15 protein-coding genes and 1 other RNA gene are annotated in these 16003 nt (G+C 44.6%); 7 read left to right on the top strand and 9 right to left on the bottom strand.

The window, feature by feature from the left end; genetic code table 11:
* Together IEV16_RS04525 and IEV16_RS04520 are read right to left on the bottom strand one after the other, a co-directional pair.
* Entirely contained in the window at window positions 1-1179 is a 1179-nt protein-coding gene (locus IEV16_RS04525; protein ID WP_188364495.1) for a hypothetical protein, read from the bottom strand.
* A complete protein-coding gene (locus IEV16_RS04520; RefSeq protein WP_188364494.1) occupies window positions 1179-2561 on the bottom strand; it encodes a class II fumarate hydratase in 1383 nt (460 codons plus the stop codon). Before IEV16_RS04520 ends, IEV16_RS04525 begins: the two co-directional genes overlap by 1 nt.
* A gap of 406 nt (window positions 2562-2967) precedes the next feature.
* Between IEV16_RS04520 and IEV16_RS04515 the strand changes: the two genes are divergently transcribed.
* Both IEV16_RS04515 and IEV16_RS04510 read left to right on the top strand, forming a co-directional pair.
* Complete coding sequence (locus IEV16_RS04515; protein ID WP_188364493.1) at window positions 2968-3546, top strand: superoxide dismutase; 579 nt, start codon at window positions 2968-2970, stop codon at window positions 3544-3546.
* A gap of 148 nt (window positions 3547-3694) precedes the next feature.
* The gene (locus tag IEV16_RS04510; protein WP_188364492.1) at window positions 3695-4426 is read left to right on the top strand and encodes an FkbM family methyltransferase; all 732 of its coding nucleotides are present in this window, start codon (window positions 3695-3697) and stop codon (window positions 4424-4426) included.
* A 35-nt stretch (window positions 4427-4461) separates the two neighbouring features.
* Here IEV16_RS04510 and IEV16_RS04505 read toward each other — a convergent pair whose 3' ends face one another.
* The 3 genes from IEV16_RS04505 to fusA all read right to left on the bottom strand — a co-directional run bounded on the left by IEV16_RS04505 (window position 4462) and on the right by fusA (window position 8479).
* The gene (locus tag IEV16_RS04505) at window positions 4462-4683 is read right to left on the bottom strand and encodes a hypothetical protein (RefSeq protein ID WP_188364491.1); all 222 of its coding nucleotides are present in this window, start codon (window positions 4681-4683) and stop codon (window positions 4462-4464) included.
* Window positions 4684-4848: 165 nt separating this feature from the next.
* A complete protein-coding gene (dgt, locus tag IEV16_RS04500; protein ID WP_188364490.1) occupies window positions 4849-6315 on the bottom strand; it encodes a dGTPase in 1467 nt (488 codons plus the stop codon).
* A gap of 76 nt (window positions 6316-6391) precedes the next feature.
* Window positions 6392-8479, bottom strand: coding sequence for an elongation factor G (fusA, locus tag IEV16_RS04495; RefSeq protein WP_188364489.1), 2088 nt, complete (start codon window positions 8477-8479; stop codon window positions 6392-6394).
* A gap of 321 nt (window positions 8480-8800) precedes the next feature.
* On the opposite strand from fusA, the gene IEV16_RS04490 reads away from it, so the two are divergent.
* Window positions 8801-10096, top strand: coding sequence for an acetyl-CoA C-acyltransferase (locus tag IEV16_RS04490; RefSeq protein WP_188364488.1), 1296 nt, complete (start codon window positions 8801-8803; stop codon window positions 10094-10096).
* A 4-nt stretch (window positions 10097-10100) separates the two neighbouring features.
* A complete protein-coding gene (locus tag IEV16_RS04485) occupies window positions 10101-12203 on the top strand; it encodes a 3-hydroxyacyl-CoA dehydrogenase NAD-binding domain-containing protein (protein WP_188364487.1) in 2103 nt (700 codons plus the stop codon).
* A 165-nt stretch (window positions 12204-12368) separates the two neighbouring features.
* Here IEV16_RS04485 and IEV16_RS04480 read toward each other — a convergent pair whose 3' ends face one another.
* The 4 genes from IEV16_RS04480 to IEV16_RS04465 all read right to left on the bottom strand — a co-directional run bounded on the left by IEV16_RS04480 (window position 12369) and on the right by IEV16_RS04465 (window position 15100).
* Window positions 12369-13421: a GGDEF domain-containing protein gene (locus tag IEV16_RS04480; RefSeq protein ID WP_188364486.1), complete on the bottom strand. Its 1053-nt coding sequence runs from the start codon at window positions 13419-13421 to the stop codon at window positions 12369-12371.
* A gap of 142 nt (window positions 13422-13563) precedes the next feature.
* Window positions 13564-13956, bottom strand: a complete 393-nt coding sequence (rpsI, locus tag IEV16_RS04475) for a 30S ribosomal protein S9 (protein WP_188364485.1) — start codon at window positions 13954-13956, stop codon at window positions 13564-13566.
* A 2-nt stretch (window positions 13957-13958) separates the two neighbouring features.
* The gene (gene rplM, locus IEV16_RS04470; RefSeq protein WP_188364484.1) at window positions 13959-14387 is read right to left on the bottom strand and encodes a 50S ribosomal protein L13; all 429 of its coding nucleotides are present in this window, start codon (window positions 14385-14387) and stop codon (window positions 13959-13961) included.
* A 164-nt stretch (window positions 14388-14551) separates the two neighbouring features.
* Complete coding sequence (locus tag IEV16_RS04465; RefSeq protein WP_188364483.1) at window positions 14552-15100, bottom strand: UPF0149 family protein; 549 nt, start codon at window positions 15098-15100, stop codon at window positions 14552-14554.
* A gap of 192 nt (window positions 15101-15292) precedes the next feature.
* Between IEV16_RS04465 and IEV16_RS04460 the strand changes: the two genes are divergently transcribed.
* The 3 genes from IEV16_RS04460 (at window position 15293) to ssrS (ending at window position 15988) form a co-directional block, all read left to right on the top strand.
* Window positions 15293-15496, top strand: a complete 204-nt coding sequence (locus IEV16_RS04460) for a TIGR02449 family protein (RefSeq protein WP_188364482.1) — start codon at window positions 15293-15295, stop codon at window positions 15494-15496.
* The gene (locus IEV16_RS04455; protein ID WP_188364481.1) at window positions 15493-15786 is read left to right on the top strand and encodes a cell division protein ZapA; all 294 of its coding nucleotides are present in this window, start codon (window positions 15493-15495) and stop codon (window positions 15784-15786) included. The genes IEV16_RS04460 and IEV16_RS04455 overlap by 4 nt, the downstream gene beginning before the upstream one ends.
* 15 nt (window positions 15787-15801) lie before the next feature.
* Window positions 15802-15988, top strand: a non-coding RNA gene (gene ssrS, locus IEV16_RS04450) — 6S RNA.
* The last annotated feature ends 15 nt before the right edge of the window (window positions 15989-16003 follow it).

Genomic DNA, 16003 nt, shown 5'->3' with positions numbered 1-16003 from the left:
TTATTGAATCACAAATTTATTCGGGCCTGTGTGTTCTATGGGCTGTTCAATACGGGTGTCTCCCACCAGCCAAAAATAGGCACTGCGGCTGTTACCCAATGGTCTTTCAACCAATACGGTATGATTGGATACATATAAAATATCTTTCGGATTTAACTGAGACGCTTTAATGGTGTTGTTAACCGATTTATTACGAATATAATCTCGGCGCAGCTGATCTTGCCTGTCCAGATCGTCTGTTACGGCCACAAAATCAAAGAATTTGGCGGCCGGATTGTCTATTTTACCGGAATCCTCATCATTTGAATGGTTATCTGCAATCGGTTTCTCTGAATCCGAAGAAGCATCTCCAATCTTAGCGAACTTGCCACTGCCTTTATCAATCAAATGATGCGTCTCGGGGTTATAGGCTTCCTGCATCCAGTAATAAATGGCCACACCCCGGTTGACATAACGTTTTACCAGCACCACATCGTCAGACACAATTAACTCATCTTCGTCTGTAATATTTTCGTAGCTGATGGTTCGATCCACGGTTTTGCTTCTGGCATAACGTTTTCTCAAATTTTCTTTTATGAGTGCTTTATCTTGGTTTTGAGCGTCTGATTGCGATGTTTCAGGTTGATTGCTGGTTTCGCGGCTGTCGGCTTTGACAACTTGCTGATTCGATGCATGAGTTATCTGTCGCGGTTTTTTCTCCGTTTTACCATTATCCGGCAGGGTCAGTTCAAGTTCGTCCATATCGGCCAAAATATCACCTGCCTTAAAATTGTTATCAAATTCAGGTGCTTCAATCTCCGTGTCCATTTCAGGCTTATCAATGACCACTTGTTTTTTGGCCACCGCCGGTAGCGTGGTTTCGACGGTGGTTGACTTCAGCTCCATGCCCGGTGTTGCGGATATGGTGATGCTTTTATACAGGGAGTCTTTAAAGTTAATCTGTACATTTTTCGCCCCTTGTTGACTTAAAGCGGCACGAATTTTACCGTGCCAATCCTTGGGTGCCGTAATTTTCAATAACCAGTCGTTTTTCACCGCCTGATCACCGATTTTTTGCATTTTGTTGGTGAAATTGGGCATTTTGTACTGACTTTCTGTCATGCCCCATGAGGGCAGCTCCTTGGCCACAACCACTCCGGTCAACAGTATTACCATCAAAGTTTTTATCATATATTTCATTATTCTTTCTCCAGCCCACCGAGGGTTAATTTAATCGGGTCTAAAATAACTTTAATCTCCTGTTCACTGAGATCAGTCATTTCTTTGGTTACTTCAATCACGGAACGTTTTTCCTGATACGCTTTTTTGGCAATTTTTGCCCCCAGTTCATAGCCAATCACCGGGTTCAATGCGGTCACTAAAATCGGGTTTTTGCCCACACTTTCAGAGACCTTCTCGTGATTGACATGAAAACCTTCAATACATTGCTTCGCCAATTGTTTTATACCGCTACTTAAAATATCGATACTCTGCAAACAGTTATAAACAATCACCGGCAACATCACATTGAGTTGAAAGTTGCCCGACTGACCGGCCACGGTTACAGTGGTGTCATTACCGATAACCTGTGCACACACCATGGTCACCGCTTCAGGAATCACCGGATTGACCTTACCCGGCATAATGCTGCTGCCGGGCTGCAAGCTGGGCAACTCAATTTCACCAATACCTGCCAGGGGTCCTGAATTCATCCAACGTAAATCATTGGCTATTTTCATTAATGTCACCGCCGAAACCCGCAGCTGACCGGACAGCTCCACAATGTTATCCTGGGTACTGATGCCATCAAATTTGTTGGCCATACTGGTAAAATGTAAGCCGCTTAATTTTGATATTTTCTCGGCAAAAAGTGCACCAAAACGACTGTCCGCATTGACACCGGTACCGACAGCGGTGCCCCCCTGCGGCAATTGACAAACCCGTTTTAAGGCATCACTTAAACGGTCCACATTACTTTGCATGGTGCTCGCCCAGGTATTCAGTTCCTGACCAAAAGTCACCGGCATGGCATCCATTAAATGGGTACGACCGGTTTTAACCACTGCGTTTAACTGCTGTGCCTTCGCCTGACAGGCAGCAATAAAAGTATGCATGGCCGGAATTAAGTTTTGTGCCACATCCAAGGCATTACTTACCGCAATCGCCGTTGGGACCACATCGTTTGAACTTTGTCCCATATTGACGTGATCGTTGGGGTGTATCATGAGTTCCTTCGTGGATGCCAAGTGGGCTATCACTTCATTGCAGTTCATGTTTGAACTGGTGCCTGAACCGGTCTGAAACACATCAATGGGAAAATGCCTGTTCATATCACCACGGATAACCTGATCCGCCGCCGCTTGAATCGCCTGACTCTTGTCTTTGGCTAAATGACCCAACTGCTCATTGGCCTGGGCCGCGGCTTTTTTAACCAATCCCAAAGCTTTAATAAAGGCCGGCGGCATGGTTAATCCACTGATGGGGAAATTGTTCACGGCACGCTGGGTTTGGGCACCGTATAAAGCATCAGCCGGGACTTTCAATTCACCCATGCTGTCTTTTTCGATACGAAAATCGCTCATGACTTGCTCGTTTTTTAAGAAAGCGCCGATTATAAGCAAAAAGCCGTTATAAATCGATGGTCTTAGAGGATAACCACGTCCTGAATGACCATAAACCGATAAAAAATGCTTTATTTATTAAAACCGCGTTAATTTGAATTATGCAGCGACATAAAATTGACAAGACACCTTTTAAAATGACCAAAAGTCCTTATATTTGTAGATGGCTTATAATAAGAGACCTCTGCATAAGTCGTGAATTAAGTAAAAATGTCTGAAATCCTGAATTTCTGCGTCATAAAACTTAGCAATAGCTATTGCTATTACTTGCGTTTCCTTCCTTGAACTTCAGAATTTCAATCATTTTTTCAATAACCCAGACTTATGCAGAGGTCTCAATTTATATTTTTTATTATGGAGGAATATTATGTCATTTGAATTACCTGATTTACCCTATGCCAAAGATGCTTTGGCACCACATATTTCTGAAGAAACCCTTAACTATCATCATGGCAAACACCACAATGCATACGTCAATAAATTAAATGATTTGATTAAAGGCACTGAGTTTGAAAACATGTCTTTAGAAGACATTATTTTGAAATCTGATGGGGGTATATTTAACAACGCCGCCCAAATCTGGAACCACACTTTTTACTTCAACGGTTTCTCACCCGATGGCGGCGGTGAACCCGGCGGCGAACTGGCCGATAAAATTAATGCAAAATTTGGCAGCTTTGATGAGTTCGTCAAGAAATTTAATGATTTAGGTGCTGCCACTTTCGGCTCCGGCTGGGTTTGGCTGGTGCAAAATAAATCCGGAGATTTAGAACTCATTAATACATCGAACGCCGGCAATCCCATGACCGACGGTTATCACCCGTTATTAACCTGTGATGTCTGGGAGCACGCTTATTACGTTGATACCCGCAATGATCGCGGCGCTTACCTCAAAAACTTCTGGAACATTGTTAATTGGGACTTTGTTGCCAATAACTTAAAATAAGTTTTTCGTTTAACGGAATGTCAAAAGCCGGTATTAACACCGGCTTTTTAGTGTCCGATTTTTTTTGCAAGCACTTCAAAATACATATCTCTCCACCACTCAATAGTAGAAGCTGTTAAAATAGCCTTACTAATTCACTGGGTTTTCTATGGCTTTGACATTTTGGAAAAAATTTGAAAAAAGTGATTTTGCGCAATCCGCAAAATTGAAATTCAGACAGTCTTATGGACGGGAGCCTAAATTTAGGCTTGATGAAAACTGTGACATCACGGTATTTGGCGACTGGGGGTTACCGCTTGATGCGCTGAATGAAAATGACATTGTATATAGTTTTGGCGTTTGTGACGATATTGATTTTGAACTGGCATTGATTAACTTAAAAAAAGTTTCTGTTCATGCCTTTGATCCAACCCCTTATTCTGTTGACTGGATTGCGCAACAATCTCTGCCCGCTGAATTTCATTTCCACCCCTTTGCCGCGGCGGCTGAAGATGGTGAATTTTATCTTTATCCACTGGTCAATAAAAAAGGCAAAAAATCAGCCGTCATGTATAGTTTTAGTCCACATCAAGAATCACGCAATGATGGTGTGCTGGTTCAAGCCCTCTCTCTACAATCAACCATGAAACGACTGGGGCATGATAATATTGATGTGCTAAAAATGGATGTCGAGGGGGCTGAATATGATTTCTTAAAAAGCGTCATTCAGTCACAACTAAGGCCAAGACTAATTCTGGTTGAATTTCACCATCGATTTAAAGACTTTGACAAACAAGATACAATTGACACCGTTCATTTATTGCGTCAATCCGGTTACCAGATTGTTTATATTTCACCCGCCGGTCGCGAGATGTGTTTCTTAAATAAAAGCGCATTTTAATAAAAATAATCCAGAACAGAAATTAAAGGGGAACCTCAGTACCCTTTAATCTTGTTAAGTTCCACATCAACGCTGTAACCAAAACGGCTTAAATCACCACCCACACCGAAGTGATCAAAGGCATTTAATTTATTTTCAACAGACAAGGATTGTTTGGAAAAAGTTTTGTTTGATCTGGGGTTTGAATTATTTTTAGATTGAACTGGTGCAATGGAAAGAGAAGTGACGAGCAGAACACAGATTAATTGATATTTCATAGACGATTTGCTTCTTAAGATTTTAATTTATAAACCCGCTGATTTTTTCTTAAGATAACAAATAATCAGTCACGGTCATATTCACCATTATAACTATTTCCACACAGGTCACCAGTCTGTGGTTCAAAATTGTCTAAAGTTGAACAAATCATCACAAAAGATTCCTCAATCACTCACCTTCAGTAGCCGATACTCATCATATGCGCTGTGATCGGTCATGGCGCTGATGTGGTCCTGGAGCAGGCGGCATCGATGGTAGAAATCCCATAGCTCATGGTTATCATCAACGTCTTGCATGGCCAGCTGGTAGGCTTTTAAATGGTTGGGGTCCATGCGGTTTATCAGTAAGCGGTGTGCGGATAATTTACCGGGCTTGAGTAAGCGTTGAAAATCATCGAATGCTAAATTCAGCAGGGATGCGTTGTGGTTTAAAATGCCTGAGATAATTTGCTGGCCTTGCAGTTCAAGTTTTTGGACTTCGTTGTGACAATAGACATGATCATAGCCCACTTGCTTGAAGGTTTTGAGTAAGCGATGGGCCTGGCTGCCGTCTTCTAACAGGGCTTGGTTGAAATGGCCATGATATATGGCTTTTATATTGGTCACAAACTGATTGGCGGCGTGATTGACCAGATAATGGATAATGGGAACCCGAATTTTGATAAAAAACGATTGGTTGCTGTTAATAGCCACTTGTTGACTGTCTCGATAAGCCTTGTCCAACACAGACTGTAAGCTGTGTAACTGATCGTTATGCGGGCCTAAAAAGGCCTTGTCCAAATCACCGCCCAGCTGTTTAAAAGCAATCAGTATTAATTCAATCAAATAATGTAACGGCAAAATACCCTTTTCCACCGCATCTTCAATATCAGCCAGACAATACGCAATGTCATCGGCGGCTTCCATCAGATAGGTCAATGGATAACGGTGCCCCGGTTGTACAGAGACAGCCTGCCACATATCGGTCACAAAGCTGTGCTCGGATAAATAGTAGCCGGCTTTTTTATGCAGATAACTTAATGGCTTGTCAGGCGTTTCAGCGTTACTGCGACTGTATTTTAAAATGGCCGCAGTTTGTGCATAGCTGAGGTTCATGCGCTCTAAGCGCGCGGTTAAACGAATCGCCTGAGCATTGCCCTCAAATCGACTTAAATCACGCTGCATACTGCTCATGAGTTGTGCGGATGCGTTGTTCACCGGCCAATGGTGGTCATCAGATAAATAATCTGCAAACCACTGGGAAATAACCTGTTCACCAAAATGACCAAATGGCGGGTTGCCGATGTCATGCATCAGGCAGGCCATCTCCACCAAAGAAGTCACCGCTTGCAGACCACCGTCTAATCCATAATCTGCGGCTTTCTCAGCCAGTTTTTTATACACTGTCTGTACCAGATAGCGGCCATTTTGCTGAACCTCAAGAGAATGGGTTAGCCGTGAACGCACTTCGGCATTTCGCTCCAAAGGAAAGACCTGAGTTTTTTGTTGTAAGCGCCGTAAAGACGGTGCGTTAATAATCCGCCCGCGATCGCTTTCTAAGGCATATTCAATGGCTGACCAGTCTGGTTCATCAAGCTGCGCACCATAGGGTCGGTTAATATTCAGTTTTTGTTTGAAGTTAATGTCAGTCATGGTGTTATTTTAACCCAAGGCACAAAAAAGGGCCGCTTAATAGCCGCCCTTTTTATCATACGCTTTTCCGCTTAATTTAGCTGGCTTTGCGTCGCTCTCTGGCTGCTTCAATCACTTCATCAGCGATGTTTGAAGGACAAGGCATGTAGTGCGAAAACTCCATGGAGAATTGTCCGCGACCTGAGGTCATGGTACGCAGCGAACCAATGTAACCAAACATCTCAGATAATGGCACATCGGCTTTAATGCGCACACCGGTGGCGGTTGGATCCTGCGATTTAATCATACCGCGACGACGGTTTAAGTCACCAATCACATCACCCACATGGTCTTCAGGGGTAAACACGTCCACTTTCATGATGGGTTCCATCAGTTGTGGTTTGGCTTTTGGAATCGATTGTCGGTAAGCGCCTTTGGCCGCAGCCTCAAAGGCCATGGTTGAGGAGTCAACCGCATGGTATTGACCATCTTGTAGGGTGAATTTTAAATCCTGCAACGGATAGCCGGCCAAAGTCCCTTCTTGCATCATTGACTGAAAGCCTTTTTCAATCGCCTGCCAGTATTCTTTGGGTACATTACCACCGGTTACCGTGGATTCAAAAACGTAACCTGAACCGGTTTCACCGGGCTCAATGGTGTAATCAATTTTACCGAACTGACCTGAACCACCGGATTGTTTCTTATGGGTGTAAGAGTCAGTCACCGGCGCGGTGATGGCTTCACGGTAAGCCACTTGCGGCTGACCCACTTCCACTTCAACACCATGGGTACGCTTCAAAATATCCACTTTAATGTCCAAGTGAAGCTCACCCATTCCTTTTAAGATGGTTTCACCGGAATCTTCATCGGTTTCAACCTGGAAAGACGGGTCTTCTTTAATCATTTTACCTAAGATAACACCCAGTTTTTCAGCAGCCGCTTTATCTTTTGGCGCCACAGCCATCGAAATAACCGGATCGGGGAACACCATCGGCTCTAAAGTGGCCGGATTGTCAGGGTCACACAGGGTATGACCGGTTTGTACATTTTTCATACCCAACACAGCGACAATATCACCAGCTTGAGCTGATTCAAGTTCTTCACGGGCATCGGCATGCATTTCAACAATACGACCAATACGTTCAGTTTTACCAGTAAAGGTATTCAGTACGGTTGTGCCTTTTTCCAGCACACCTGAATAGATTCGAATAAAGGTTAAAGCACCGTAACGGTCATCCATGATTTTGAACGCCAAGGCACGCAAAGGTTTTTTGGGGTCAACTATGGCGAATTTTCCGGTTTCATTACCTTCCAGATCCACTTCAGGTTGTGGTGGCACTTCAGTGGGAGCGGGTAAGTAATCAACCACCGCGTTTAACACCAATTGCACGCCTTTATTTTTAAAAGCTGAACCACAGTAGGTGGGGAAAAAAGCCAGTTTATTGGTACCCTGACGGATACATTTTTTGATGGTTTCAATGGAGGGTTCTTCGCCTTCTAAGTATTTTTCTAAGGCTTCATCGTCCTGTTCCAAAGCCGTTTCAATCATCGCTTCACGGAACTCTTCCACCTGATCAACCATATCAGCCGGCACCTCTTCGACCGTGTAGGCCAAAGGATCACCGCTGGCGTCCCAGACATAGGCTTTGCGCTCAAGCACATCAACCACGCCTTTGAATGCGTCTTCACGGCCAATCGGCAAAGTCATCACCAGGGGTGTGGCACCCAATACTTCTTTAACCTGTTTAACCACATTCAGGAAATCAGCACCAATGCGGTCAAGTTTATTCACAAATATGATACGGGCAACTTTTGAATCATTCGCATAACGCCAGTTGGTTTCCGATTGCGGCTCAACACCACCGGATCCACAGAATACACCCACACCGCCGTCCAATACTTTTAATGAACGGTACACTTCAACGGTGAAGTCAACGTGACCCGGTGTGTCAATAATGTTTAAACGGTGGTCATTCCACATGCAACTGGTGGCCGCTGATTGAATTGTGATACCACGTTCGCGTTCCTGATCCATAAAATCAGTGGTGGCATCACCGTCATGGGTGTCACCCATTTTATGAATTTTTCCGGTTAAACCTAAAATACGCTCGGTGGTGGTGGTTTTACCTGCATCAACGTGCGCGAAAATACCAATGTTTCTGTATTTGCTTAAATCTGTTGTCATGATTGCCTTCGTATGTCTTGTTAAAAAGTAATTCGGGAACAGCCATCAATAAGTAGCCTTTGCTTAATTTGCACAGCCCGTTGCCTGGATGCCAATTGAGCAAAAGCCGCTTAATAAATTTTTACCTGCCCCAAAGTGCGCGCATTCTACACCAAAACCGCCTTCAGGTTAAGGATTTCCTGTCTTATTTAATGATTTTTTCAATTCCTGGGAATTTCCCGGTCTTATGCCGCCGGTGGGGTTAGATAAGAAACGCTAAAACTTGACAATACGCAGGCGTATGGTGACAATGTTAAGTATTCTACCTATCAACGGATAAAAATGATTTTCAAAGACTCGCAAGTGGCTGTCATCGATGGCGTTCGCACCCCGTTTATGAAGGCACCGGGTGGTAAAGCCCAGGACCTCAAGGCCTATGATTTAGCGCGCATGACACTCAATCAGATTAAACACCGTTATGATTTTTTACAATCGGACTGTGATCAGCTTATCATGGGCAATGTGATTCAAAATGCCGCCACGTCGAACGTGGCCAGAGAAGCCATGATTGGTGCCGGCATTGACGTTAAAACGCCTGCATACACGGTCACCATGGCCTGTATTTCGGGCAACCGAGCGATCACAAACACCGCTCAGGACATTCAGTCCGGTGCCATCAATATCGGTCTGGCCGGCGGTGTGGAGTCGATGTCTGATGCCCCGGTTAGAATCAGTCATGATTTAAAGAAAACCCTGATGCAAGCCCAGAAAGCCAAAGGCTTTAAGGATTACTGGCAGGTGTTTAAACAATTTAAATTTAAGTCCTTGGTTCCTGAGACCCCGGCGATTGCTGAATTCTCCACCGGTTTAACCATGGGTCAGGATGCCGATCAATTGGCCGCGAAATTTAATATCAGCCGTGAACAGCAAGATGCCTATGCTTTGCGCTCACACCAGTTAGCCGCCAAGGCCTGGGAAGACGGCCAGTTTGAGCAAGAAGTAGAATTTATCACCATTCACCCTGACTTTGAAGTTATCAAACAGGATAATACTTTTTATGCTGACAGTTCCATGGAAAAACTGGCCTCTTTAAAGCCGGTGTTTGTTAAGCCGCATGGAACGGTCACAGCCGGTAATGCCTCACCCATAACAGACGGCGCATCAGTGAGTTTGCTGATGAGCCTTGAAGAAGCCAGAAAAAGAAAACTTAACCCAAGCGTGGTGATTGAAGGCTACGTCTATTCAGGTCAAACACCCAAAGGTGAATTATTATTGGGACCGGCCTATACCATCAGCCGTTTGCTTAAGGAAGCTGATCTAACGCTGGATGACATTGATGTGTTTGAAATACATGAAGCATTTGCCGGTCAGGTACTGGCCAATCTAGCGGCTTTACAAGACCCTACATTTTGTAAGAATCAACTTGGACTGGATCAACCGGTGGGTGAAATACCTTTGGAAAAAATTAACACCCAGGGTGGTTCACTGTCTCTGGGACATCCGTTTGGTGCCACCGGCAGTCGCCTGTTAACCGCAGCCAAACGCCGCTTACTGCAATCAGACGGTCAATACGCATTGATCAGTGCCTGCGCTGCCGGTGGATTGGGTTCTTCAATTTTACTGAAAAAAATAGGATAACATCATGGCCAATTTTGAATTAGACATTAATAACAATATTGCCACCATCTGGATGGATCAACCGGGTTCGGAGGTCAACACCTTATCTGTGGCTATGCTGGATGATTTCAGGACTTTGTTAGACACCATCGAAGAAAATGATGAGATTAAAGCTGCGGTGTTGATCTCCAAAAAACCCAACTGCTTTATCGCCGGTGCTGATATTAAAGATTTTCAGCGTATGGAAACGTCTGAAGAAGCCACCAAACTGTCCCGCGAGGGCAACCAGATTCTGACACGCCTGAGCAGACTCAAAAAACCGGTGATTGCGGCCATCAATGGCGCTTGTCTCGGCGGCGGCCTGGAAGTGGCCATGGCCTGTCATTACCGCATTGCCACCACCGACGATAAAACCGTATTTGGTTTACCGGAAATGAAACTGGGCCTGTTACCGGGTGGCGGCGGCACACAGCGGCTGATTAAACTCACGTCCCTGCGCTATGGCCTGGATGCGCTGTTGACCGGCAAGAATATATATCCCTACAGCGCCAAGAAAAACGGCCTGGTGGATGAACTGATTCACAAAGAAGGTCTGTACCAGGCCGCTTTACAACAGGCGCACAGCCCCATAAAACGCCGCCCCAAAAAACAATCACTGTTGGATAAAGCCCTTAACACCTCTGTGGGGCGTAATTATGTGCTGAAAAAAGCCCGTGAAACGGTGATGAAAAAAACACGTGGTAATTATCCGGCACCTCTAAAAATACTGGATTGTGTGGAAATTGGTCTGGAAGACGGCTTGCAAGCCGGTTTAGAAGCCGAAGCCATCGCTTTTGGCGAACTGCACAGCAGCCCTGAAAGCCAAAACCTCATCCGCTTGTTTCTGGCCATTCAAGACAATAAAAAACTCAAAAATAACAACAAAACCGAAAACACAGATGCCATCACCATGATTGGTGCCGGCTTTATGGGCGCAGGGATTACGGAAGTCTCCATTAAAAATGGTTACCATGTGATACTGAAGGACATCAGTGCCGAAGGCATCGCGTCGGCCCTGAAAACAATCTGGGATGATTTCACCAAACTGGTGCGCAAAAAAGCCATGACGGCAGTGGATCGAGATCGTTTGATGGCAAACATCGAAACCACGCTGGATGACGACGCCATTTGTGAAGCGGATTTAATTATTGAAGCCGTTTTTGAAGATTTAGGCCTGAAACAAAAAATACTGGCTGATACCGAAAAACGCTGCAAAAAAAGTACAATTTTTGCCACCAATACCTCATCACTGCCATTAGCCGATATCACCAAAAACTCAAGCAACCCTAATAATGTGGTGGGTATGCACTATTTTTCACCGGTACCTAAAATGCCACTTTTAGAAGTCATTGTCACCGATAAAACAGCTAAAAAAGCCCGCCAGATGGCCATAAATGTAGGTGTCAAACAAGGCAAAACCGTTGTCGTGGTGAAAGACGGTCCGGGTTTTTACACCACACGGGTATTATCAGCCATGACCCATGAAGCCATTAAGGTACTCCATGACGGCGCCAAAATCGAAGATGTGGATAATGCCATGAAAGACTGGGGGTTTCCGGTGGGGCCACTGGCATTAATGGATGAAGTCGGCATTGATGTGGGTGCGCACATCGCCCGCGGCGCGTTGGGCGATTTATTCAGCGAACGGGGTATCGAACAGGATGACACGGTGCAAAAACTGGCTGAAGCCAAACTCTATGGCCGCAAATCGGGTAAAGGATTTTACCGCTACCCCAAAAAAGGCCGCAAAACAGTCAACACTGATATCTATGAATATTTTGGCGGCGAAGACAGAAAACCTATGGATAAAGCCACTATTCAAGACCGTATTGGTCTGATTTTTGTGAATGAATGTGTACATTGTTTTCAGGAAGGCATTTTAGATAGTGCAGCCGATGGTGATTTAGCGGCCATTTTGGGTCTGGGCTTTCCGCCGTTTACCGGCGGTCCGTTCAGATATATCGACACCCGGGGCGCTCAGGAGATCTGCGAAACCCTCAACCGGCTGGCAAAACAGCACGGCAACCGATTCGACCCCGCACAATTATTGACTGAAAAGGCTGCCGCAGAAGAACTTTTTTATTCATAAAAATCAAAAATCTCTGCATTGGTTTTTTAAACTGAATTCTTAACTTATGCAGAGATTTCACTCAGCAGCAGGCTTAATTCAAAATGTCGCTTCCCCGTAAAACAGCGAAATGTGTGAATTAAAAGCAAAAGCGTGAACCCAAGGCCAATGCCCAAGGACACTTCTTTATTCGGTTTGTGCTTGAGTCGGCTTATTTATTTCGCTGGACAATGCCATATCCGGCGATTCATCAGAGGCCAGCACCGCTTGATTTTTGCCTTGCTGTTTGGCCTGATATAAGGCTTTGTCGGCGCGTTTTATGGTTTGCTGTAAGTAATCGTCCTGATGGCTGTATTCAGCCAAACCGGCACTGATGGTCAACCGAATGTCGTGCTTGTGATAATGAAATGTGGCCGCAGCCACCTGTGCAATTATTTTATTGGCCACTTGTTCCCCCGCGATTAAATCGGCTTGAGGCAACAATACCAAAAACTCCTCGCCGCCCCAACGGTAAGCATAATCAGATTTCCTTAAGTTATTAAGCATAATGCGGCCGATCTCGATTAAAACCACATCACCGGCGGCATGACCTAAGTTATCATTGATTTGCTTAAAATCATCCAAATCAAACATAATCACCGACAAAGGCTTGGATTTGTTCTGCAAGGAAGTGATCAGTTGTTGGCTATAGCGGGCATAGTGACGGCGATTAAACAAACCGGTAAGTTCATCAGTTTCACTGCTTAAGCGCATCATCTCGCGGGTTTGACTGTTGTAATGGGAGAAACGGGTGGCACCATAAGCGCCAAATACATAGGCAGACACCAACAAACCGCCACTGATGTACCACACCATATTTTCAGGCATCTGAAAAACTTGGGCATAGCCAATAAAAGTAAAAGCCCCATGGGCAAACAAAAAACCCAGCGCCATAGACCGGCCTTTTAACTGTGAAGCCAATAAATCATTGAGTACAAAATAATAGTATGAAACCAATGACAGAATACAATAAAGACCCACCAGCCAGAAATCAAATTCTTGTTTTATAGGTAATGTCTGCAGAAAAAGCCAGCCCAAAAAACCATTAAAACACAAAAAGACCAGTGCATAGGCCACTGTATCCAGCGTACTGAATCCTTTATTCTTTTCGGCACCATGTATCAAGGGCAATATACTCGGGGAAGAAACGGTGATGATTTTACCAGAACTGCGCACAAGAATTGAGCGCTTGTTTCGCATTATTGGACTTAAAGCAAGCAAATTTGGCCCGATTTACGCTTTTGTTACATTTTTTTTGAAATATCAAATCTTTTTGGGTTATCTCGGCGCACAAAAAAACCGGCCCAAAAAGCCGGTTTTAATGTATCCACTGATAAAGTGTTTAACGTTTAGAGAATTGAACCGAACGCCGTGCTTTGCGCAGACCCACTTTTTTACGTTCAACTTTTCGTGCATCGCGGGTTAAAAAGTTATGTTCTTTTAACGCACTCTTTAATGAGTCATCTGATTCCAGTAAAGCCCGAGATAAACCCAAACGAATGGCACCGGCCTGACCGGTGATACCACCGCCTGTCACTGTACACCGCACATCAAACTGATCATCAAGACCCAGTCGCTCCAAAGGTTGACGTGCCAGCATGCGGGCTGTTTCCCGGCCAAAGTAATCTTTAATGTCTTTGTCGTTGATCACAATCTTCCCGGATCCCGGCGTTAAAAAAACCCGTGCTGATGAAGATTTTCTGCGTCCTGTTCCATAATATTGTTCTGTTGCCATGGTTATACCTCTAATGCTTTGGGCTCTTGTGCGGCATGGGGATGCTCATTGCCGGCATAGACTTTAAGTTTACGATACATTTGTCGGCCCAGTGAATTTTTGGGCAACATACCTTTGACGGCCTTCTCAATCACCCGCTCGGGATGTTTGTCTAACATTTCTTTAAGGCCGATGGTTTTTAAATTACCCACATAACCGGTGTGGTGCTGGTACACTTTGGCATTCATTTTATTGCCGGTGACCGCTACTTTTTCGGCATTGATGACCACAATATAATCACCGGTGTCCACATGCGGGGTGTATTCAGGCTTGTGCTTGCCGCGAAGTCGGGTGGCAATCTCAGTGGCCATTCGACCCAGTGTTTTTCCTTCGGCATCCACCAAAAACCATTCACGGTTAATTTCGTCTGCTTTTGCGCTGTAAGTTTTCATATTTATCTACGTTATTTGAACCGGGGCCAAACTTGAAAGTGCCATCCAAGGCTCGGCCATTCACAAAGTGCGGGAATGTTACTGAATTATGTCCCAAGATGCAAGTTATTTGTGCAGAAGTTTGGACTTTCTTGAAGGGGTTTAATTTTCACCGCTTAAGGTGATTAATTTAGGCGCTGGGCACCGGGCTGGATGTGGTTTAATTCGGTGTATAAGAGCATCACACCACAGCGAATATATTCCACCACCTGTTGATAATCCATTTCATCACTTTCCAAACCCTCAACCTGGTTATCCATTTGTCCAATGGCGTTTAAATCAGCCATAAACTCGCGACTTTCAGCGCTTAATCCAACCTGGCTAAAACCGGCCTGGCCCAATCCTGATATAAAAGCCTGAACCCAGTCAGAGACTGCTTTCAATCGTACGCTTAAATCATCATGATCATCGGGTAAAATTAAATGATAGCCATAGTCATTATCTTTGAGCTCTTTTTGGGCCAGTTCGAAGACGGCTGAAAACACCTCTGACACCGCCTGTGGTGTTGTTTCTGACAAGCAAAAATCTGCCATGGTTAATTGTAACCACTGTTGGTATTGGGTCTCGGCATTAAAGCACAGCATGGCACTGGCCTGAGCATGCAGTTCAGCCGGAGATGCCAGAACTTCCAGAGATTTAAGGTGCTCAGCAAAGGCTTGGTAAGGAATTTGCATATATTTTATAGATTTTTCAGAAACTTGGGGCAATAAGCTAAGAAGTTTATTGACCTTTTCTCATTTACAATTTATATTAAATCCATTGGTATTCCAATGGCTCAATCGGCTGCTGACCATTATGGGGTCATAACCCATGTGCATCAAGAGGCTTGTTAAGGATTTGTGACTTAATTGACGGCTTATGAAATTATGAATGATATTAAAGAATTAGAAAAAAATATTGAAAAATGTCTCGAAAAAATTGAACAATTTGCCGCTGAAAATAATGCATTGCGAACCCGCATGGAAGAACTCACCCAGGAAAAAGCCCGGCTCATGCAAAAAAATGACCAGGCGAAAACCCGGCTGGAATCTATGATTTCCCGGTTGCGCAATCTGGAGCAAGCGGTATGAGCAAAGAACGCATAACAGTCAAACTACTCAACCGGGAATACCCGTTCAGTTGCGAGCCGGATGAACGCCAGTCACTGTTAATGGCCGCTGATCATCTGGACGGCATCATGCGTGAGATTAAACAAAACAACAGCGCCCTGTCCTATGAAAAAATCGCTCTGATGTCGGCCATGAACATTGCCCATGATCTTATTAAGGCGCAATCAACCAACCGCCATTACGACACCGAAGTGATGGGCGCCATAAAAAAACTCAATGGTAAACTTGAACAGGCTTTCGCGAACGATTAGAATGAACCTTAATGATGTTGACTGTGGTGTTCGAGAGCTGTTTGCATATGCCTTGGCCCTAATTAAAAACCACAGGAAACCGGAAACAATCATCCGTGTGCCGGCTCACCCTTGCAGTGAGAAGCCTTAGATGTTGTGAGGTTTCCGCCTTGTACCTTTGGTACCAAGGACGCCAATAGTCAACGGCACCAACGGTCAACATCTTTCTACGCTTTGC

Origin of the sequence: Marinicella pacifica (genome assembly GCF_014636635.1) — a bacterium.
GTDB classification, from domain to species: Bacteria; Pseudomonadota; Gammaproteobacteria; order Xanthomonadales; family Marinicellaceae; genus Marinicella; species Marinicella pacifica.
This window is presented reverse-complemented; position numbering and strand designations above follow the sequence as displayed.